At 71.2% G+C, this 20,925-nt stretch carries 16 protein-coding genes; 10 read left to right on the top strand and 6 right to left on the bottom strand.

What is annotated here, in order from left to right; all coding sequences use genetic code 11:
- Window positions 1-14: 14 nt before the first annotated feature.
- From ACIA73_RS15295 to ACIA73_RS15310, 4 genes are all read right to left on the bottom strand, one after another.
- A complete protein-coding gene (locus ACIA73_RS15295; protein ID WP_399438935.1) occupies window positions 15-578 on the bottom strand; it encodes a TetR/AcrR family transcriptional regulator in 564 nt (187 codons plus the stop codon).
- Between the two features lie 229 nt (window positions 579-807).
- The gene (locus ACIA73_RS15300) at window positions 808-2,133 is read right to left on the bottom strand and encodes a hypothetical protein (RefSeq protein WP_399438936.1); all 1,326 of its coding nucleotides are present in this window, start codon (window positions 2,131-2,133) and stop codon (window positions 808-810) included.
- Window positions 2,130-2,948: a hypothetical protein gene (locus ACIA73_RS15305; RefSeq protein ID WP_399438937.1), complete on the bottom strand. Its 819-nt coding sequence runs from the start codon at window positions 2,946-2,948 to the stop codon at window positions 2,130-2,132. Before ACIA73_RS15305 ends, ACIA73_RS15300 begins: the two co-directional genes overlap by 4 nt.
- Window positions 2,945-5,002 (bottom strand): right-handed parallel beta-helix repeat-containing protein, encoded by a 2,058-nt coding sequence (locus ACIA73_RS15310; RefSeq protein WP_399438938.1) that lies wholly within the window; start codon window positions 5,000-5,002, stop codon window positions 2,945-2,947. The genes ACIA73_RS15305 and ACIA73_RS15310 overlap by 4 nt, the downstream gene beginning before the upstream one ends.
- 213 nt (window positions 5,003-5,215) lie before the next feature.
- On the opposite strand from ACIA73_RS15310, the gene hmgA reads away from it, so the two are divergent.
- Genes hmgA through ACIA73_RS15325 form a run of 3 tightly spaced genes read left to right on the top strand, consistent with a single transcriptional unit; the run spans window position 5,216 to window position 8,702 of the window.
- Window positions 5,216-6,586, top strand: a complete 1,371-nt coding sequence (gene hmgA / locus ACIA73_RS15315) for a homogentisate 1,2-dioxygenase (RefSeq protein ID WP_399438939.1) — start codon at window positions 5,216-5,218, stop codon at window positions 6,584-6,586.
- A 53-nt stretch (window positions 6,587-6,639) separates the two neighbouring features.
- Window positions 6,640-7,389 (top strand): GntR family transcriptional regulator, encoded by a 750-nt coding sequence (locus ACIA73_RS15320; protein WP_399438941.1) that lies wholly within the window; start codon window positions 6,640-6,642, stop codon window positions 7,387-7,389.
- A 59-nt stretch (window positions 7,390-7,448) separates the two neighbouring features.
- Window positions 7,449-8,702 (top strand): type ISP restriction/modification enzyme, encoded by a 1,254-nt coding sequence (locus ACIA73_RS15325; RefSeq protein WP_399438942.1) that lies wholly within the window; start codon window positions 7,449-7,451, stop codon window positions 8,700-8,702.
- A gap of 179 nt (window positions 8,703-8,881) precedes the next feature.
- On the opposite strand, the gene ACIA73_RS15330 is transcribed toward ACIA73_RS15325, so the two are convergent.
- Complete coding sequence (locus ACIA73_RS15330) at window positions 8,882-9,157, bottom strand: hypothetical protein (protein ID WP_399438943.1); 276 nt, start codon at window positions 9,155-9,157, stop codon at window positions 8,882-8,884.
- Between the two features lie 217 nt (window positions 9,158-9,374).
- On the opposite strand from ACIA73_RS15330, the gene ACIA73_RS15335 reads away from it, so the two are divergent.
- Window positions 9,375-11,120 carry a serine/threonine-protein kinase gene (locus ACIA73_RS15335; RefSeq protein ID WP_399438945.1) on the top strand — a complete coding sequence of 582 codons (1,746 nt, stop codon included), beginning with the start codon at window positions 9,375-9,377 and terminating at the stop codon, window positions 11,118-11,120.
- 21 nt (window positions 11,121-11,141) lie between these two features.
- Here ACIA73_RS15335 and ACIA73_RS15340 read toward each other — a convergent pair whose 3' ends face one another.
- A complete protein-coding gene (locus tag ACIA73_RS15340; protein WP_399438946.1) occupies window positions 11,142-11,951 on the bottom strand; it encodes an SGNH/GDSL hydrolase family protein in 810 nt (269 codons plus the stop codon).
- A gap of 199 nt (window positions 11,952-12,150) precedes the next feature.
- Between ACIA73_RS15340 and ACIA73_RS15345 the strand changes: the two genes are divergently transcribed.
- The 6 genes from ACIA73_RS15345 (at window position 12,151) to ACIA73_RS15370 (ending at window position 20,858) form a co-directional block, all read left to right on the top strand.
- Entirely contained in the window at window positions 12,151-12,576 is a 426-nt protein-coding gene (locus ACIA73_RS15345) for a hypothetical protein (protein WP_399438947.1), read from the top strand.
- Between the two features lies 1 nt (window position 12,577).
- Window positions 12,578-13,693 (top strand): GNAT family N-acetyltransferase, encoded by a 1,116-nt coding sequence (locus tag ACIA73_RS15350; RefSeq protein ID WP_399438948.1) that lies wholly within the window; start codon window positions 12,578-12,580, stop codon window positions 13,691-13,693.
- A 392-nt stretch (window positions 13,694-14,085) separates the two neighbouring features.
- Complete coding sequence (locus ACIA73_RS15355) at window positions 14,086-14,958, top strand: glycosyltransferase family 2 protein (RefSeq protein WP_399438949.1); 873 nt, start codon at window positions 14,086-14,088, stop codon at window positions 14,956-14,958.
- Window positions 14,955-16,037, top strand: coding sequence for a glycosyltransferase family 2 protein (locus ACIA73_RS15360; protein WP_399438950.1), 1,083 nt, complete (start codon window positions 14,955-14,957; stop codon window positions 16,035-16,037). Before ACIA73_RS15355 ends, ACIA73_RS15360 begins: the two co-directional genes overlap by 4 nt.
- A 71-nt stretch (window positions 16,038-16,108) precedes the next feature.
- Window positions 16,109-16,894, top strand: a complete 786-nt coding sequence (locus ACIA73_RS15365; protein ID WP_399439048.1) for a polysaccharide deacetylase family protein — start codon at window positions 16,109-16,111, stop codon at window positions 16,892-16,894.
- Window positions 16,887-20,858 (top strand): polysaccharide biosynthesis C-terminal domain-containing protein, encoded by a 3,972-nt coding sequence (locus ACIA73_RS15370; RefSeq protein ID WP_399438951.1) that lies wholly within the window; start codon window positions 16,887-16,889, stop codon window positions 20,856-20,858. Before ACIA73_RS15365 ends, ACIA73_RS15370 begins: the two co-directional genes overlap by 8 nt.
- Window positions 20,859-20,925 lie beyond the last annotated feature (67 nt).

Genomic DNA, 20,925 nt, shown 5'->3' on the forward strand with positions numbered 1-20,925 from the left:
CCGGAAGCGGGCAGTCAGTCCAGAACGCCCGCGAGGTAGGCGCGGAGCAGCGCACGGGCCTCGATGATGATCTCCGGATCGCCCAACGGGTCCTTCTGGAAGGCGAGTCGGAGCACGGCGTCGGCGGCCTCGACCGCGACATTGAAGATCCGGTGCAGGCGTGCGTCGGCCGTGCGTCCGAGGTGGGCGGGGACCAGGTCGATGAGGCGGTCGGCCACCCGGGTGTCGGGCTCACCGGCCCATGCGGGAGCGCTGAACTCGACCAGGGCGAAGCCGGGCAGGGTCCGCTTCATGACCAGGTACTCGTCCAGTACGGCGTCGACCGCGCCGCGCCAGTCGGCTGCGGGGATCGTCTCCAGGCGGCGGGTGATGGCTTCGGTGAAGGTGTCGAGATTGCGCTGCGCCAGCGCGTCGGCCAGGTCGCGCTTGTTGGAGAAGAAGCGGTAGACGGAGCCGATGGGGACGCCCGCGCGGGTGGCCACGGCGCGGGTGGACAGCTGCTCGTAACCGGTCTCGTCGAGGAGTTCGGCGCAGGCGTCGAGTATCCGGGCGAGCCGCTCGGCGCTGCGCTGCTGCACCGGCTCGCGGCGCAGCGCGGGTCTGCCGGTCCGGCCGGCCGGGAGCTCTGAGTTGGCTGGGGACTCTGGGTTGGCTGGGGACTCTGGGTTGGCTGGGGGCTCTGGGCTGATGGAGGACTCAGTGGGCACGGGTTCCATGATGCCGCCCCCTGCTCGTTCGCGGAGGGAGCCGGTGGGGCGGAACGTGCGGGCGGGCATCGGCCGCGGGGCGCCACCGGACGGGGAAGAGTCAGGCGAGCAGCAGGCTGAGGCCGCCGGTGGTGTAAGCGATCATCAGCACCAGCAGCGGGAGTTGGCCTGCGACGGCGCGGTGGGGCGGGAAGAGCCGGACGGACCGGTCGTGGGCGGCGACGACGCCGAGCACATGGCCGATGACGACGGCGGAGACCTGGAGTGCGGCGATGGCGCCCGGGGACAGCGGCGGTTCGGGAGCGACCGGATTGTCAGTGCCGAGTGCCAGCATGAAGGTACGTGGTCCTTCGGTGACCAGCAGCGTGAAGTAGTGCGCGGTGAGATAGCCGAGCGCGATCGGCAGGAGGGAGTGCGCGAAAGCGGTGAGGGGGTGGGGGATGCGCCGTGCGGGGGCGGGGGCGGTTGTGGTGGTGGGTCCGGCGGCCGGTCCCGAGATCCACCGGGTGGCTCCCGCGCACAGGCAGTAGAGCGCGGCGGCCAGGGCGATGGCGCCGAGCAGTCCGAGGGTGGCCGTGGGGGTGCGGCCCAGGGAGGAGGTCTGGACGGTGGTGATCCAGGAGGGGGCGTCCGAGAAGCCGTCGTAGGCGGTGGAGCCGAGCAGGACGCACAGCACGGCGACGAGGCCGGGGCGCTGCCGGATCGCGTCGAGCCCGTTGAACGGGGAGCGCAGTACGAGACGGCCGTCGCGGCGTCTGCCCAGCGGGGAGAGGTGGGCGAGCAGGGTGGAGTACGCCTCGAAGGCGTCGGCGTCGGCGAACCAGTGGGTGCCGTACCGGAGGGCGCCGGCCAGGTGGACGACGGCGTAGCAGCCGAGGAAGGTCAGCAGGGCGGCGGACGAGGCGGAGTCGGGGGAGGCGAGTTCGAGCCAGGTGTAGGCGAGCAGTCCGGCGGCGGCCGGCCACAGGCCCAGGCGCGGCGGGAGCGGGCGGCCTGCCGTGGGATCGCGGCCGAGGGCGCGGCAGAGCAGCAGGTGCGCCGTACGCAGCGGGTTGAGGAGGCGCCAGACGGGGCCCAGGAGGAGGGAGGCGGGGACCAGGCCGACCCAGAGCAGGACGTGCACCGCGCCGGGGGCGGGGTTGCGCTCCGGGTCGTCGGGGCCCAGGAGGAGATGGAGGAGTACGAACAGGGCGGCGGCCGCGCCGAGTGCCCGCAGCGCGGTGCGGGCGGCGGGGGCGTCGGCGAGGCGTTGCAGTGCGAGGGGGATCGGGCGGCCCGCGCGGTCGCCGCGGAAGCGGGAGGTGGACCAGAGCAGGCCGAGCGCGAGGAAGGAGACCAGCAGCGCGGCGAAGGCGCCCGCGAAGGCGTAGAAGGGCGAGAGGGGCAGGTCGTGCTGGGAGCCCACGCCGTGTGCGAGAACGCTCATCGCACGGCGAGTTGGGTCAGCAGCAGGTCGGAACCGTGGGTCTCGACCTCGAAGAGGCCGGTGCGGTCGGCGACGAAGGAGTAGGTGACCCGCTTCCCGGCGGGCAGTTCCATCTTCCGGTCGTAGCCGTGGATGTGCAGGGTGTCGGCCTTGTCGCTGACGACGGAGAGTTCGAGGCGCTGCCCCTTCTTGAGTTCGACGCGGCCGGGTGCGGGGTCGACCTTGCCGTCCGCGATGGCGATGTCCACGGCCCGGTCGGCCTTGGGGGACGCGGCGGGGGGTGCGGGGGTACCGGGTGCGGGGGTGCCGGGTCCCGCCGTGGTGAGTGGTGCCGTGCCCTGCACCGGTTTGCCCCGCACCGCCCACACGGTGTGGTCGTCGGCGTGCAGACGCACGGTCAGCGTCCCGGTGCCCTTCCTGGGTGTCGCGTTGCCCGGCAGGTGGAACCAGGGGCCGTAGAGGCGGCCGAGTTCGCGTCCGTCGACGTAGAGGTGGGCGTGGCCACTGCCGGGCAGGGCCGCACCACCGGTGCTGTCCGGGGTGAACCGGAAGCGTGTGAGCGAGAGTTGGACGTTCCAGCCGTCCTCGGAGTCGGGGCGTACGGTCAGCCCGACCTCGGGAGCCCCCGCCGCCGCGACCTCCCGCAGCCGGTGGCCGTCGGTGTCCTTGGCGTCCAGCAGGCGCCCGGCCGATCCGGTGGCCACCTCGTGGCCGGTGCCCGGCTTGTGATGGGTGGTGGCCGCCTCACCGCATCCGGTCAACAGGACGGCTGCGAGGAGCGCCGGGGCGAGCAGGGCGGTGGCGGTGCGCCTCATGCGGGGACCTCCGTGGTCTCGGTGGCCGCTTCCCGCTCCGACCGCTCGGGCTGTACGTCGTGCCTGGCCGCGGCGACCACCGCCCAGAGCACCCACACCACGGCCAGCAGTCCGCGGATCCACGCCGGGCCCAGCGGTATCCAGGGGATCATCACGACCGCCTTGTCGAAGGCGTCGAGCAGGGTGAGCGCGCCCAGGACCACCGTGGTCCAGCCCAGCCACGGGCGTTCCCCGCGCAGGGCGAGCCCGATGACCGTCCACCACACACCGATCAGCAGCAGTGCCAGAGCGGGGACGTACGTCGAGGTCAGTGGCGTGGTGGACCCCGCGACATCCAGTGCGAGTCCGGCCGCGCCCAGCACGGTGGCCACGCTTGCGAGCCGGTGGTGGCGCAGCCTGCGCCACCACAGCATTCCCCCGACCAGCGCCAGCACCGCTGCCACCCCCAGCGCGAGCTGCGTCTCGACCCTGGCGATTCCGGTGGCGCCGTACCAGTCGCACCCGGCCGGCAGCCGCTTCGCCTGCACGCTGTAGTCGGCACAGACCAGCAGCTGGGCCAGCTTGACCGGTTCGCCGACCTTCCGGTCGGAGCCGCCGGAGAAGTCGCCGGGCTTCGCCCCGCACTCCGGCAGCGCACGCGGGGTGCTGGCACCGGAGCCGGTGTCCCAGCAGTTGCCGCCGCCCTGCCCGTCCCAGTACACATCGGTGCGGTTGGGGCGGGACTTGCCCGCCTTGTCCTTGCCGAGGATGTTCCCGGCGTACCGGTTGTGGTGCGAGGTGTCGGTCTGCTTCGCCCAGGCGTCCTCGCCCCGGATGAAGGCGGGGACGGCGTGGAGGACGAAGCCGGCGCGTTCCTGGCCGTACACCCAGTTGTTCTCGTAGCGGTTCCAGTTGCCGCCCGCCGTGATGATGCCCGAGCCCGGTGGCATGGAGATCTGCGGGCAGACGACTCCGCGTTCGTAGCCGCGCTCGGCGGGCGGTTTGGCGCAGGTGCCGTCGGCGACGTACGGGTAGTAGTCCTCGTTGTTGTCGTGGATCAGGTTGCGCTCGAACCGGGCGTGGTTCTGCGGGAGTCCGGGGTGACCGGGGAAGGCGCTGTCCATCGAGGCGCCGCCCATGTTGTGGTCGAACTCGTTGTCGTGGACGTAGACGGAATCGCCCGCCGTGCCCGAGTAGCCGACCATGTTGTGGTGGCTGCGGCAGCCGGTGATCTCGATGGAGTAGCGCGGGACGTCGTAGCCGCGACCGTTGTTGATGTCGGAGGCACTGCCCGGGTAGATGCCGGAGTCGCCGTTGCCGTAGGACTCACAGTTCTTGTAGAGGCCGTGGTCGCTGGCGAAGGTCAGGAAGCCGTACTCGTCGTTCCAGCGGGTCAGTACGTCGTCGATGACGAAGCCGTCGCCCGCAAGGACGTACAGCGAGTTGAAGGTGGTGCGCTGCGCGGTGAAGTTCTTGAAGTAGACGCCGTCGCTCTCGTCCGCCCGTATCGCGTTGAGCTTGCGGTACTTGGCGTCGAAGACGACATCGCCGCGGGCGGCGCCGGTGCCCTCGATCTGGAGGTCCTTCTTGCCGAGGATCGCCACCAGGTTCTGGTTGTTCGGGCACTGCTTCTGCTGTGCGAACGACAGGATCTGGTAGCCGAGCTGGGACTTGGGCGCCTTGAGCCGCGCGCAGGCCCCGCTCGGTGCGGCGGTGAAGGGCTCCTCCTCGTACAGACCGGGCAGCACCGCGATGTTCATGCCCGGTTTCCTGACCGCGTCGACGGCCAGTTGCAGATGCCGGAACCCCGATGTGGCGCAGCGGTCGAAGAGGGCGCGGTTACGGGTTTTCAGCGCCTGGGGGAAGCCGGCGATCCGGCGTTCGAAGTCCGCCCGGTCGGTCTTGCAGACGATCAGGTCCGGTTCTCCACCCCGGTACGCGGGGACGCTCCCCGACCCGTCGGGGAAGGTGACGGGCCGCTCCTCGTGCGCCTGTGCGGCGGGCGCGGCGAGCAGAACGGCGGCAAGGGCGAGGAGCCCGACCAGGCACGTGCGAAAACGGCGTGTCCACGACATGCGCGTGAGAGTAGAGCATTGTTCATCTATTGGGATCCCCCCGCGCACCGTGATTTCCCGGAGCGTGCACCGCGAAGCCCCGGAGGCCAAGCGCGCCACCCCCCGGGGGGGGCCTCCGGTCTCCGCGTGCACCTGCCTCCCGTTGACGCCGTGCCGCCTGATTCCTAAGGTTGTCCATAGGATTCCTTGCGTCAGTGACATCGGGAGCGAATGATGACCGGCAGCGGGCACAGCATCGAGCAGGCCAGGAAGACCGCGGAGGCCCTCGTGTACTCCTCCGGCTTCGGCAATGAGCACAGCTCGGAGGCCGTTGCGGGTGCCCTGCCGCACGGGCGCAACTCACCCCAGCGCGCCCCGCTGGGTCTCTACGCGGAGCAGCTGAGCGGCAGCGCCTTCACCGAGCCGCGCGCCCACAACCACCGCTCCTGGCTGTACCGCGTCCGCCCCTCCGCCGCACACCCGCCGTTCACCCGCACGGACAACGGCGGCCTCCGCAGCGCCCCCTTCACCGAGACCGTCCCCGACCCCAACCGCCTCCGCTGGAACCCGCTGCCCACGCCCGCCCCCGGCACCGACTTCCTCTCCGGCCTCTGGACCCTCGGCGGCAACGGCGACGCCACCCAGCGCACCGGCATGGCGATCCACCTCTACCACGCCAACTCCCCCATGTCGTCCGGGGTTTCCTCCGAGGGGGCGGAGCCGAGCACCCGGGGGAGGGTGTTCAGCGACTCCGACGGCGAGCTCCTGATCGTCCCCGAGCACGGCGGACTCCTCATCCGCACCGAATTCGGTCTGCTGCGCGCCGAGCCGGGCGAGGTCGCCCTGATCCCCCGCGGCATCCGCTTCCGCGTCGACCTGCTCGACGGCACGGCCCGCGGTTACGTCTGCGAGAACTACGGCGCCCCCTTCCAGCTCCCCGACCTCGGCCCGATCGGCGCCAACGGGCTCGCCAACGCCCGGGACTTCCGCGCCCCGGTCGCCGCGTTCGAGGACGTCGAGGGCCCGGTCGAGGTGGTCAACAAGTTCTGCGGCAACCTCTGGTCCGCCACGTACGACCACTCGCCGCTCGACGTCGTCGCCTGGCACGGCAACCACGTCCCCTACGTCTACGACCTGCACCGCTTCAATGTCATCGGCTCGCTCTCCTACGACCACCCGGACCCCTCGATCTTCACCGTCCTCACCTCCCCCTCGGACACCCCGGGGCTGGCCGGCGTCGACTTCGTGGTCTTCGCGCCGCGCTGGCTGGTCGGCGAGGACACCTTCCGGCCGCCGTACTTCCACCGGAACGTGATGAGCGAGTACATGGGCCTGATCGAGGGCGCGTACGACGCCAAGGCGGAGGGCTTCGTCCCGGGCGGTGGCTCGCTGCACAACATGATGTCGGCGCACGGCCCCGACCGGGAGACCTTCGACCGGGCGAGTGCCGCCGAGCTGAAGCCGCAGAAGATCGACGACGGCCTCGCCTTCATGTTCGAGACCCGCTGGCCGGTGACGGCGACCGAGCAGGCCGCGACCGCCGGACATCTTCAGTCGGACTACGACGGTGTGTGGCAGGGTCTGCAACGCCACTTCCGCCCGTAGGAGCCTGCGTCCGTCACAGGCTCCCACTCCCCGGCTCTTACGGAGACCCCCAGGTGACCGCCTTCGCCCCCGACTCCCTCGTGCTGAACCGGAAGCTCCCGCTCTGGTATCAGGTCTCCCAGTCGCTGCGCGCCTCGATACTGGGCCGCACCCCGGACGCCTCGCTCCGGCTGCCCACCGAGGAGCAGCTGGCCGGGCACTACGGGGTCAGTGTCCTGACGATGCGCCAGGCACTCAAGGAGCTGGAGGCTGAGGGCCTGATCAGCAGGCACCGGCGGCGCGGCACCTTCATCGAACCGGGGGCCAGGCGGGGCGCCCCGCGCCGCCTCCTCGGCTCGATCGACGCGATCGTGGCCCAGCAGTCGGGCGAGCCGACCACGCTGCTGGGTCACGGCCCGGTACCGGTGCCCGGCGAGCTGGCCGAGCACTTCCCGGACCTCACCAAGGTCATGACGTACCGCCGCCTGCGCCATGACGCGGAGAGCGGCGAGCCCACCAACTGGGCGGAGAACGCGGTCCGTCCGGAGATCGCCGAGCAGATCAGGGCCGGTGACCTGGAGCGCTGGCCGATGACCAAGGTGCTGCGCGACGAGGTCGGCGTACGCATCAGCCGCATCACCGACACCATCGAGGCCCGCCTGGCCGACCCGGAGACGGCCGAGCTGCTCAACGTCCCCCTCCTCTCGCCGATCCTGCACTACACGGGCGTGACCTACGACGTGGAGGGCCGGGTGGTCGACGTGGCCCGCATCCGCTACCGGGGCGACCGCTTCTCCTTCACGGTGACCGTCGAGGCGACCTGACGACGGGGCGGCCGGGGCGGGGACGACGGGCTCGGCCCCCGTCACCTCCAGCGCCTACGATGCGGTGCGTGAGCGATGTCGCCGAAACGCCGCAGCCCCTCCTGCTGGACGACCTGATGCCCTGGTCCGTGGCGCCGCTGCGGCTGGGCCGCAGCTGGGTCATGGGCCCCGACCCGGCTTCGCTGCGGGCACGTTGGGACAGGGTGATACAGGCCGACGAGGCCGACCGGGACGCCCTCTTCTCGCCGACCCGGCTGCGCACCCCGCGCACCTCCGTCGCCGCCCTCCCCGGCCAGCGCACCGCCGGCACCCTTCCGCTGGCTCTCAGCTGCGTGCGAGCGGGCGAGGGCACGCCCGCCGCCGACTCAGGCCGCTGCCCGGACCCGGTCCGGGTCCTGCACGGCCCCTTCGACGAGCAGTGGCTGATCCCCGACCACCGCCTGATCGACACCGCCCGCCCCGAACTGTGGCGGGTCACCGACCCCGCCCACCAGATCTTCGCGATCGAGCAGGGTTACGTCCCCGGGGCGGCCGGCCCCGCCCTGCTCGCCTCCGCACTGCTCCCCGACGGCCGCTCCCCCGCGGGCCGCCCCGGCCGCATCCGCCCCCTCTACCGCAGGCCGGACGGCCAGGAACCCAATCTGACGCCCGGCCTGTCCGGCTTCCTCGGCAAGCACTACGGCCGGGAGGTCACCCCCGAGGACGTGCTCGCCTGGGCCCTGGCCTCGGCCCGGCCCTCACCCCGAGGATCCCTCGTGCCGCTCCCCAGGGACCTTCAGGTGTGGTCGGTGGGCGTGGAGTTGGGCCACAGGCTCCTCACCGTCCTGCTGCGCGGCGCCCACGGCGCCGACCGCCCCCGCCTCCCGGGCGGCCGCCGCCCCTACGTCCGCGCGGCGGTCGGGCCCCGGCCGGACTCCCTGACGTACGACCGGGAGGAATCGGCGCTGCTGCTCGGCGCGTCGGGCCGCATCTCACCGGTCCCGGCGGCGGCCTGGGACTTCGAGGTGGGGGGTGTCCGCGTACTGGAGCGCTGGTTCGAGGAACGCACGGCGGAACCGTCCGGCCCTCTGGAGGGCGTCCGTCCCCGCGAGTGGCCCCAGGAGTGGAACTCGGAGCTGCTGGAGCTGGTGACGGTGCTGGCGCTGTACGCGGAGGCCGCCGGCGGCGGCCCGGCCCAGGACTCGTACGACCAGCTCACCCGTAACGACCTGCTGACCGCGGGAGTCCTGCCCGTCCCCGCTGCGGTCAGGCGCCCGGCCTCGGTGCTCGACCACCACGAGGAAGGCCCCGGCGGCCAGTTCGCGCTGCTCTGACACACCCCGCTGTCACACGCGACACCCGGACACGAAGACACCCGGACACGAAGAAGCGCCGCCCCACACCGGTGCCTGCCCCTGTCCAGGGAATGACGGATGGACAGGGGGAAGTTCACCAGGTGCCGAAGCGGCGCTTCACACCACAGCGGTCGTACGACAAAGGCCGACGGCCAGTCTCAGCCGCGGCTCCCGAAAAGGGACCGCTGCAACCGCCTCAGCGGTGCGAACAGGGAGACCCGCGAGATACGCGTCTTCCTGCTGGTGTTGCGCGTGCGCGGCACCTCACGCGAGGTCAGTTCACGCATCAGCATCGTCGCCTCGGCCGTATCACGCTGTGGCAGGGCGGGACCGCCGAGCACTGCGAGATGGCGGTCGAGCCGCGAGCTGGTCGCACTGCTCCCGCATGTGATGGCAGGCACCCGAGGCCTGCTGCGCACCGTTATCTGTTCCATGTCACTCCCCACCCGTACGAGGGCACCCGTCACCGGGCAGGTTAACCCTATCTCCCCGGCATGACACACGTGTATCCCGCCCACAGGATTCATCACAGGCGGACGGAGGTTGACGGACCGTAATCGTTCAAGGAGGCGGCAGAACCCGCGAGTTGAGCTAACTTGGAGTGGTTTCGACCATGATGCCGCTCTGCCGCGGATCGGGGGATGGACGCCTGTGAGCGAAGTGCCGGGTGAGGGACGGGTGGTGACGGGCCGATACCGCCTTTTGGCCCCGTTGGGCCAGGGCGGCATGGGGGTCGTCTGGCGGGCCCGGGACGAGGTGCTGGGCCGCGAGGTCGCCGTCAAGGAAGTACGCGCGCCGGCCGGACTCGGCGGCACCGATCAGTCGCGGCTCTACGCCCGGCTGGAGCGGGAGGCGTGGGCGGCGGCCAGGATCTCGCACCGCAATGTGGTCACGGTGTACGACGTGGCGACCGAGGACGGCCGCCCGTGGATCGTCATGGAGCTGGTACGGGGGCTGAGCCTGTCCGACGTACTGGACGCGGAGGGCACCCTCACTCCCCAGCGGGCGGCCCACGTCGGCGCGGAGGTACTCGCCGCGCTGCGGGCCGCGCACGAGGCGGGGGTGCTGCACCGGGACGTGAAGCCCGGCAACGTACTGCTCGGGAACGACGGGCGGGTGGTGCTGACCGACTTCGGCATCGCGATGGTCGAGGGGACGTCCGCGCTGACGATGACGGGCGAGCTGATCGGCTCGCCGGAGTTCCTCGCGCCGGAGCGGGCGCTGGGGCGCACCCCGGGCCCGGAGTCGGATCTGTGGTCGCTGGGGGTGCTGCTGTACGCGGCGGTGGAGGGGAGTTCGCCGTTCCGGCTGGACACCCCGCTCTCCACGCTGCGGGCGGTGGTGGACGAGGAACTGCCGCCGCCGGCCAGGGCGGGGGCGCTGCGGCCGGTGATCGAGGGGCTGCTGCGCAAGGATCCGGCGGAGCGGATGCCGGGGGCGGAGGCGGAGCGGCAGCTGCGTGTGGTGGCGGCGGGCGGGACGGTCCCCGGAGCGGGAGGTGCGGGGCCGCACGCGAGCCCGACGGTCACCGCCTCGACGCCGAGGCCCACCCCGCGTCCGACGCCCCGGCCCGCGCCGGTGCCGATGCCGGCCGGCGGGGTGGCCGGCGGGACGGGCAGCGGGACGTTCGGCCCGGTCGGCGGGCAGTCCACGACGACCACCCGGCCGCAGTCCGGGCCGAAGCGCGCCAACGCCCTGCTCGCGGTCCTGGTCGTGGCCCTGCTGCTCGGCGTCGGCACCCTGGTCTACGTCCTGAACAAGCGGGACAACGAGGGGAACAACACGTCCGGCGGCACCACCCAGGGCAACTCCGGCAGCGGCGGCAACAGCTCCGGCAGCACCACCAGCGCCGGCGGCAGGACCACCCCCGGCAGCAGCGAGGGCGGTACCACCGGGGACACCGGCACCGGATCAACCGGCGCCACGGGCTCCACCGGCGGTAGTGGTTCGAGCACCGGCGGGACCACCGGGAGCGACGGCGGGAAGACCACCCCGCCGCCGCAGCAGAAGGTACGGGTGAGTGTCCATGTGGTGCGCGGCAGTTACTCGGGGCCGTGTCCCGCACCCGAGGGGGAGGCGCCCGCCTTCTCCGCGACGATCACCATCGACCGGTCTCCGGAGACGGTCGAGTACCAGTGGACGACGCGGAGCGGGGAGACCTCGGACGGCCAGTGGAAGACGCTGGAGTTTCCGGACGGGACCACCAACCAGCAGGTGAACCACACCGAGCTGACGTACCGGGCGGGTGCGGCCTGGCACGACTCGGTCCAGCTGAAGGTCCGGAGCCCGCACTCCGTGACCTCCAACTCGGCCTCGTTCTCAGTGACCTGCGACAAGGAGACCCCGACCACCACGGGCGGGGTCACCTCGCCCCCGGCCACGCCGTACCAGCCGTAGCGGACCTGCGGGAACAGCGGTTTACGCCTGCGAGCTCATCACCGGCAGATAGCCGCCCGACTGCCCGGCAGCGGTCGGGTGGTAGGACTCGCCGATGTTGCCCCAGTTGAGGCTGTGCAGCCACGGGGAGGGGGTACAGATCTCGTGGCCGGAGAAGGATCCGGCCACATCGGCGAAGGCGTAGCCGTGGTCGGCGGCGCGCTTGGCGGTCGCGGCGTTGAGGTAGTCGGCGGCGGAGTTGATGGCGCTGCGGGACCTGTCGCTGAGGCCGACCGCGCAGGATCCTCCGATCTTGTAGAAGCGGGGGTAGCCGAGGACGACCACGCGGGCCGAGGGGGACTTCGCTCTGATGCCGTTGTAGACCGAGTCGAGCTGCCCGGGCAGGGTGCTGTCGACGTACGACCGGGCCTTGTTGACGCGGGTGATGCAGGCGGACTCGCCCTGGAGGACGCAGGTGGTCATGACGTCGGCGAAGCCCGCGTCGTTGCCACCGACAGTGATGCTGACGAGGTCGGTGGCCGCGCTGAGCCTGCTCAGCTGGCCGCTGATGACATCACCCGTACGAGCGCCGCTGCACGCGGCGAAGGCAAAGCTTGTGGGTGACGACTTGGCGGCCCACAGGGCGGGGTAGGCCTTGGTGCTGCGCTTGCAGTTTCCGCTGCCGCTGTCGTAGCTGCCGGCTCCGACACCTGAGGAGTACGAGTCGCCGAGGGCCACATAGTCGACGCCCTGGGCCTGTTGGGCTGCTTGCGCGGCGCCGGCCCCGGTGAGGGCGAGGGCTCCGGCGAGCAGGAAGGCGGAGGAGAAGGTCGTAAAACGGGTCAGTTTCATGGAACCTCCCTTAGCAGCCGCATCACGGTGAGCGGACCGCCTCACATTTGGTACCAGCCCAAGTGACCCGCCGGTAGTGTCCACGCCAAGGACATTCGGCCCGGATCTTCCACACACTCTCTTCGCATCCTTGACGGGGGTCCGCGCGCTGCGCGACATTGAAGCCCGGCATCCGGCGCGTCGGGGGGCAAAGTCGCCAATGCAGACCATCAGTGACAAGACATCAGCAGACGAACCGGCGGGCGACAGATTCCGCTTACGGGGCCGCGACCTGCTTCCTTCCACCGCCGGGGCGGCTCTGGTCGTCTCCGCGGCGGGCGCGTACCTGGCGTTCACCGACGCGTCGTCGCCGCTGCGCGCACCCTTCACCGTCGTCTTCATGGTGGTGGCCCCCGGCGCGGCCGTGGCGTGGTGGCTGCGCACCCTGGAACCGCTGGGCCGGGCGGTGGCGTCCACAGCAGCAGCACTCGCAACTAACCTTCTGGTGGCGCAGTCGATGCTGGCCCTGCACCTCTGGTCGATCAGGGGCGGGATCGCGGCCGTCGCCGGGATCAGCGCCCTCCTCTTCCTGCTCACACTGGTACGCCGTCCGGGCGGCCGTACGGCGAGAAGGCTGGCACCCTGACGTGGACATCACTGTGTACCGGCCCGGTGAGCTCAGCGCCGCGGACCGGGCGGCCTGGACGGCGATGCAGTCCAAGGCGCATCTGCACGGTTCGCCGGAGCTGGCGAATCCGTTCCTCTCGCCGGAGTTCGCGCTGGCGCTCGGCCGGTGCCGGCGCGGGGTGCGGATCGCGGTCGCACGGGAGGGCGGCGAAGCCGCGGCGTTCTTCGCGTACCAGAGATCCACCACCGGCGTGGGCCGGGCACTGGGACTGGGCGTCTCGGACAGCCAGGGCATCGTGCACAGACCCGGCTTCACCTGGGACGCGCAGGAATTACTGCGGGCCTGCGGGCTCGCGGTGTGGGAGTTCGATCATCTGGCGCAGGGGCAGGACGCGTTCGGGGCGGGCGCGACCGGTCGATTCCCCTCCCCCGTGATCGACACCCTCGACGGCCACGACGCGTACCTCGCCCATCTGCGGGAGCACGCGCCGAAGTTCCTCAAGAGCACCCTCGCCAAGGAGCGCCGGCTCGCGCGCCAGGTCGGCGAGGTGCGTTACGTCCACGACGAGCGCGACCCCCGGATGCTGCGGACGCTGATGCGGTGGAAGTCCGCGCAGTACCGCAGGACCGGACGCAGCGACCGCTTCGCCCAGGCCTGGATCGTCCACCTGGTCGAGCAGTTGTTCCACACCCGCAGCGACTCCTTCACGGGGCTGCTCTCGGTGCTGTACGCGGACGGCCGGCCGATCGCGGCGCACTTCGGTCCGCGCTCGGAGCGGATCATCGCGAATTGGTTCCCGGCGTACGACCCGGAGTTCGCGAAATATTCACCGGGGTTGCTGATGCAACTCAAGATCGCAGAATCCGCCGCATCCGAGGGGATCGCCTACGTCGATCTGGGGCGCGGCCAGAAAGAGTACAAGGACTCCCTCAAGACCAGGGAAATCCTGGTGTCCGAGGGGTGGGTGATGCGACGTCATCCCGTGGCATTCGGTCACCGGGCACACCGCACTCCGGTGCGGGCGCTACGGAATGCGGTGGTCGGACGGCCGGAATTGTTCGAACCGGCCGACAAGCTGCTCAAACGGATCGGGGAAATCCGATCAGGACGATTCCGTGACCAGGGGGCGAAGTAAGGCCAAAGTCACAAAAACGCGAGGCTTCGTTCCAGGTCTTGCCATAAGGTCCCAATCATCAATACCGTCGTACATCCACCCGCAATGGCCCATCATGCAAAGCGGCTCTAGGGGAGGGCTCAAGCGTCGCGATGGTGTCCGGAGCGGGAGCGCGGTAGGGGGGTGCCGTGCTCGCCGGCCACAGATCTGTCCGTTGGAGATGTGCCGCGGCACGTTCCGCGCAGAGCAATAGCCAGCTCACCCGAGCGGTACGGAGGGTTATTCCGTCACGGAGTGTTTTCCGTCGCGGGGTGCAATTCCGTCACGGCCCGGGTGAAACCCCCCTTTCGAACCGGAAACTCATCCGGACCGCCCGGGGGCGGGCGGTCCACCGGTGGAGAGGGAAAAGACTCATGAGCTCATTTCTCCGACCCGCGGTACCCGGCCAGGATCCGCTCAGCGAACCGTCCACCAACGGCAACAGCCGCAGCAGCGCGATCAAGAAGAGCCTGAAGTACCGGCCCATCTCTTCGCATCTCGCGATCACCGTGCCCGTGAGTGTGGTGATCCCCGCCATGAATGAGGCGGAGAACCTTCCGTACGTCTTCAAGTCGTTGCCGGACTGGATTCACGAAGTCGTCCTGGTGGACGGCAATTCCACCGACAACACGGTCCAGGTGGCCCGTGATCTGTGGCCGGACGTGAAAGTGGTCCGGCAGACCGGAAAGGGGAAGGGCGACGCCCTGATCACCGGTTTCGCCGCCTGCACCGGCGACATCATCGTGATGGTCGACGCGGACGGTTCGGCCGACGGCCAGGAGATCGTCTCCTATGTCTCCGCGCTGGTCTCCGGCGCCGACTTCGCGAAGGGCTCCCGGTTCGCGAACGGTGGCGGCACCGACGACATGACCCCGGTCCGCAAGCTGGGCAACTGGGTGCTGTGCTCGGTCGTCAACGCCAAGTTCGGCGCCCGCTACACCGACCTCTGCTACGGCTACAACGCCTTCTGGCGGCACTGCCTGGACAAGATCGACCTCGACTGCACCGGCTTCGAGGTGGAGACCCTGATGAACATCCGGGTCGTCAAGGCGGGCCTCAGAGTGCAGGAGATTCCCAGCCACGAGTTCGAACGCATCCACGGCATGAGCAACCTCAGTGCCGTCCGCGACGGGCTGCGGGTCCTGCGGGTGATCCTCAAGGAGCGCGGCAAGCGGCACGGCCGCAGGAACCTGCCGCTGCCCGCGGTGGCTCCGCGCCGGATCATCGGCCGGGGAGAGGTGTCTTGACAGGGCGGTCCCCGCTCGACGCCGATGCGTCCGGACCGCTCGGCATCACCGTGGTGATCTGCGTGTACACCGAGGACCGCTGGGAGGACATCCTCGCGGCGGTCTCCTCGGTGCGCGCGCAGTCCCGGCCGGCGGCGGAGACGCTGCTGGTCGTGGACCACAATGCGGGGCTGCTGGAGCGCCTGGAGCGGGAGTTCAAGGAGCCCGGGGCCGCGGACGAGGTGCGGGTGCTCGCCAACGCGGGCCCCCGCGGTCTCTCCGCGGGCCGCAACACCGGCATCGCGGCCGCCCGCGGCGAGATCGTCGCCTTCCTCGACGACGACGCGGTGGCCGAACGGGACTGGCTGCTGCACTTCGCCGCCGGGTACAGCGACCCCCGGGTGATGGCGGTCGGCGGGCGCACCGTGCCCGCCTGGTCGTCGGGGCGGCGGCCCGACTGGTTCCCCGACGAGTTCGACTGGGTCGTCGGCTGTACCTACCGGGGCATCCCCCCGGGCCTGGTGCGGGTCCGCAATGTGCTCGGCGGCAACGCGTCCTTCCGCAGGACGGCCTTCGACGCGGCGGGCGGATTCGCCACCGGAATCGGCCGGGACGACGGCAAACGCCCGCTGGGCTGCGAGGAGACCGAGCTGTGCATCCGGCTCGGGCAGGCGCTGCCGGGCGCGGTGCTGCTGATCGACGACCGGGCGGTGATCCACCACAAGGTCCCCCCGGGCAGGGAGAGGTACGGCTATTTCCGCTCCCGTACGTACGCGGAGGGCCTGTCCAAGGCGCTGGTGGCCCGAAGTGTCGGTGCGGGCAAGGGACTTGAGTCCGAGCGCCGTTACACGAGCCGGGTGCTGCCCGCGGGGGTGCTGCGCGGGTTACGGGACGCGGCGCTGGGCAGGCCCGGTGGGGCGGGGCGTGCGGGGGCCATCGTGTCCGGAGTGGTGGCCGCGGCGGGCGGGTACGTACTGGGCAGCGTCCGGGCCCGCAGGGGAGGCGGCAGGTTCTCGGTCGCGCCGATCACACCCGTCGCGCAGGGCCCGGCGGCGGGGGCGGCCGGGGAGAGCGAGGGACGCGAGGGGGCGCACGCATGAGCAGCGGCAGAGGTACGGGCGTGACGGCGAGCGGGGCCGGTCCGGGTGGCAGGGCGCCGGTGCCGATCCTGATGTACCACGCCGTCGGGCACCGCCCGGCGAAGGCGGCGTACGGACTCTCCGTATCGCCGGAGGCCTTCGCCGAGCAGCTGGCGCTGCTCGACGCGGAGGGCTTCACACCGGTCACCACCGGGGAGCTGGGGGCGGCGTGGCGCGGCGGCCGCCGTGTGCTGCCGTCGAAGCCGGTGCTGATCACCTTCGACGACGGGTACGAGGGCGTGCACCGCCACGCGCTGCCCTCCCTCGTCAAGTACGGCTTCCGCTCCAGCCTGTTCGTCTCGACGGGCTGGCTGCGCGGCCGTTACGAGGGTCCCGGCGCCCCGGACACGATGCTCGACTGGGACCAGGTGCGCCAACTGGCCGACGCGGGGGCGGAGATCGGCGGGCACAGCCACACCCATCCGCAGCTCGACCAGCTCGACGACGAACGGCTGCGGTTCGAGGTGCTGCGCTGCCGGGAGATCGTCGCCGACGAGCTCGCGGGCGCCCCGGTCTCGTTCGCCTACCCGTACGGCTACTCCAGCCGCCGGGTCAGGCGGGCGGTGCACGCCGCCGGGTACGCCCAGGCCCTCGCGGTCAACAACGCGCTCGCCGCACCCCGCCAGGGGCCGTTCGCGCTGCGCCGGATCACCGTGCAACGCGGCACCGGCATCGAGCAGTTCGGCCGCCTGGTGTCGGGCACCGCCACCTACCGCGACGTCGCCAGGGAGCGCATCCTCACCCGGGGATACGCGGTGGTCCGCAGATCCCGGTCGGCCGTCCGCCACGCACGAGAGGCAGCCGCCAGCCGTGTCTGACACGACCACCGCTCAGGCCGGGAACGACACCGGGGAGAACAGGGCCGTGACCGGGGAGGCAGTGACCGAGAAGCCCCCGCAGGGGCGCAGGTTGCGGCTCCCGGTCCTCCGGCTGACGGGCGGCGCGGAGGGCAGCAGCCCGCTCTTCCGCAACGCCTACGCGCTGATGCTCAATACGGGGGTCAGCGCCCTTCTCGGTCTGAGCTTCTGGCTGGTCGCGGCCCGGTACTACACACCGGAGGCGGTCGGCCAGGGGTCGGCGGCGATCGCCGCGATGAAGCTGCTCGCCGGGCTGACCGCGCTCACCCTCACCGGGGCACTGGCGCGGTTCATCCCGGTCTCCGGGCGGCGTACCGGGCGCCTGGTGTTCCGTACCTATGCGGGAAGTTCGCTGGTGGTGGCGGTGGCGGCGGGGATCTTCCTGCTGACGCTGGACCTCTGGGGGCCCTCGTACCGGTTCCTGCACGGGCCGCTGAACGGGCTGGGCTTCGTCCTGGCCGTGGTGATGTGGTCGCTGCTCACCCTCCAGGACGGGGTGCTGACCGGGCTGCGCAGCGCGCTCTGGGTACCGGTCGGCAACACCGTCTTCTCGGGGGTGAAGCTGCTGCTCCTGATACTGATCGCGACGTCGATCCCGACGGCGGGTGTCTTCGTCTCGTGGGTGGCGGCGATCGCGGTGTCGGTGATTCCGCTGGGGATCCTGGTGTTCCGCAAGCTGGTGCCCCGGCATGTGCTGGCCACCGAGGGTCTGGCGGAGCCGCCGACGACGCGGCAGATGGGGCGGTTCCTGGCCGGTGACTACACCGGTTCGCTGTTCTCGCTGGCCGTGGTCTACGCGGTGCCGGTGATCGTCGCCTCGCAGGTCGGCTCGGCCGACAACGCGTACTTCTACATCACCACCACCATCGGCGGCACGGTCAATCTGCTCGCCATCAACATGGGTGCCTCGCTCACCGTCGAGGGGGCGCACGACCCGGCCTCGCTGGCCCGCAACACCCGGGCCGCGCTGAAGAAGATGGCCAAGCTGATGCTGCCGGTGGGGGCGGTGCTGTTCGTCGGGGCTCCGTACATCCTGCGTGTCTTCGGCGAGGGGTACGCGGAGGCGGCGACCCCGCTGCTGCGCTGGTTCGCCGTCGGGGCGCTGCTGCGGGTGGTGATAGAGGTGTACTTCGCGGTGCTGCGCGCCCGGAGCCGAACCGGTGGACTCGCCTACCTCCAGGGCGTGCTGTGCGTGCTGGTGCTCGGGCTGACGCTGCTGCTGCTGCCTCGGATGGGGCTCACCGGTGCGGGCGTCGCGGAGATCTCCAGCCTCGCGGTGATCGCCGCGATCGCGGCCTTCAAGCTGTACGGGGTGGTGCGCAGGGCGCCGGCGGAGGCACCGGATGCTCCCGCCGGGGGCGGCGGACCGACGCCGGGAGGCAGGGCGCCGCTGCCGCTGGGGACGGCCGCCGACTTCGACCATCAGGAGCGCAGGCCGGACGTGCGGATCGGTCCGGAATCTCCGGCAGGTGGTCTGTACATCCCCCGGGGCTCCTCCGGAGTCGTACCTGGCATGAAGAAGGAGGAGGGCGAGGGGGAGCACCGGCCGACCTGGGCACTGCGTGTCCCGCCGCCGGCGCAGGCCTCGGAGCGCTGCGCCACGTCCGTTGCGCCACGGAGCACTTCGGATACGCCTTCCACTTCGGCGACGCCGGCCACTTCGCAGGCGCCACCCACTTCCGGGGCTCCGACCGCGTCCACCGCGTCGACACCGGCGGCGCTGCCCTCGACCGAGGCGAGCGCGAAGCCCGCGCCCCCGGCCGTCGGGCCCGCGGCCCCGAAGCCGGCCGGTGCGGAACCGGCCGACGCGGGATCGGCCAGTGCGGGATCGGCCGGCCCCGACCCCGCCAGGACCGGCACCGCTCCCCCGGCCTTTCACCGCCTGCGCACCTTCGTCCGCGGTCACCTCCCCGAACTCCTCCTCGGCGGCCTGCTGCCGGCCGCTCTGCTGCTCTACTGGCTGCCGGTGCAGAGCCTCAAAGAGGCCGACCTGGACCGGATGGGCGGGCTCGGACTGATCTCCGTACTGCCCCTGGCCACCCTGGTGGGAGCGGCGCTGCTCGCCGTGTCCTTCGCGTCGCTGCTGTGGCTGGAGCGGCCGAGGACCAAGCTGCTGGCCGTCGCCCTGCTCGCCACCGTCGTCTCCCTGCACGCGCTGCCCGCGCTCCTGGAGGCGGCGCCGCGGTTCGCGACAGCCTGGCAGCACCTGGGCTTCATGGACTACATCGACCGCACCGGCTCCTCGGTGCCGGACCTGGACGCCCGCTGGAGCTGGCCCGGGTTCTTCGCGGCGGCCACCTTCGTCGCGGAGGCCTGTGGGATCTCCGACATGTCGGAGGTCATCCGCTGGTGGCCGCTGACCATGCAACTCCTCTACCTGGCACCGCTGTTCCTCCTGATGAAGTCACTGCGGGCGAGCTGGCGGGCGAAGTGGTCGGGGGCCTGGTTCTTCGTACTGAGCGGCTGGGTCGGCCAGGACTACTTCTCGCCGCAGGGCTACACCTATCTCCTCTACCTCGCCTTCGTGGCGATCCTGCTGGTGTGGTTCCGCGAGCCCCGGGTCATCTGGACGAAGCGGCGGCCCGGCGAGGCGGAGGTGCGGCCGGCCGGACGGCGCGAGAAGGCGATGCTGCTGGTGGTGCTGATCGCCCTGTTCGCGGGGACGGTCCCGGCGCACCAGCTCACCCCGTTCGTGATGCTCGGTGTGGTCGGCGTACTGGTGGTGGTCCGGCGCTCCACGCTGCGCGGACTGCCGATCCTGTTCGCCGTGCTGGTCGCGGTCTGGATCGGCTTCTTCGCCGAGCCGTACTGGTCGGGACACTTCGACGAACTCTTCGGCGGGATCGGCGGGTTGAGCGACAACGTCTCCTCGTCCGTCGCGGGCCGCATCGAGGGCGGCAGCTCCACCCACACCCTGGTCCTCTACGTCCGGGTGGCGATGGCCGGTGGTGTGATGGCACTGGCCTGCTGGGGCTTCTCCCGCCGCCGCTTCGCGGGCTACAGCGAGCGCTCCCTGCTGGTGCTGGCCTTCATCCCGTTCCTCGGTCTCGGCATGCAGAGCTACGGCGGGGAAATGGCCCTGCGCGTCTTCATGTTCGCAGCTCCGGGCGCCGCGCTGCTCGCCGGACTCGCCTTCTTCCCCCGTACCGGAGCCACCGCCGCCGAACGCGACGCGGACCGCACCAGCCTGGCCCCGCTGGCCGTGCTGATGGCCGGGCTCGTCCTGATGGGCGGGTTCCTGGTGGCCCGCTGGGGCAACGAGGCCTTCGAGCGGATCAGGGCGGGCGAGGTCGCCGCCATGGAGTACGTGTACGCGCACGACGAGCCGACGGCCCGGCTGCTGTGGATGAGCAACGACGTCATCGAGAACGTGACGCCCGCGATGCCGTGGGGCGCCAAGGACATGGAGAAGGTCCAGTACGAGCCGACCCAGGCACCGCGCGACCCGGTCCTGGTCGCCTCGCTGGTCAAGTCGCTCAAGGACGCGGGCCCGAACTCGTACCTGATGATCAACCGCAGTCAGGTGGTCTACCTCCAGATGGACTCGGGCTACTCCCCCACCTGGGAGAAGCGCCTGCTCCAGAACCTGGACGCCCGACCGGAGCTGAGGAAGGTGCTGGCCAACCCCGATGTGACGCTCTACTCGCTGAGCAAGCAGCCGGAGGGCCCCGTCGCCAAGGCGGATCCGGGGCCGATCGGGCCGCAGGTGACCTGGACGCCGTGGTCGGTGGTCGGGGCGCTGGCTGCGGTGGCGCTGATCCTGCTGCTGGCGGCACGGGAGGTGGTGCGGGTGGCGCGGCCGGAGGGGGTGAAGAAGCTCCGGTGGATGCAGTCGACCTACTGGTTCGCGCTGCCGCTCCTCGCCGTGCTGGTAGCGGCGCTGGTGATCCGGATGGTGTCGCTGGCGGGGATCGGCGGCACGTAGTTCCGGTCGGCGGCAGAAGGCTCCGGCCGGGGGTACGAAGCTCCGGCCGGGGACGGCCACGCATGGG

The organism is Streptomyces sp. NPDC051561 (assembly GCF_044454195.1).
GTDB lineage: Bacteria > Actinomycetota > Actinomycetes > Streptomycetales > Streptomycetaceae > Streptomyces.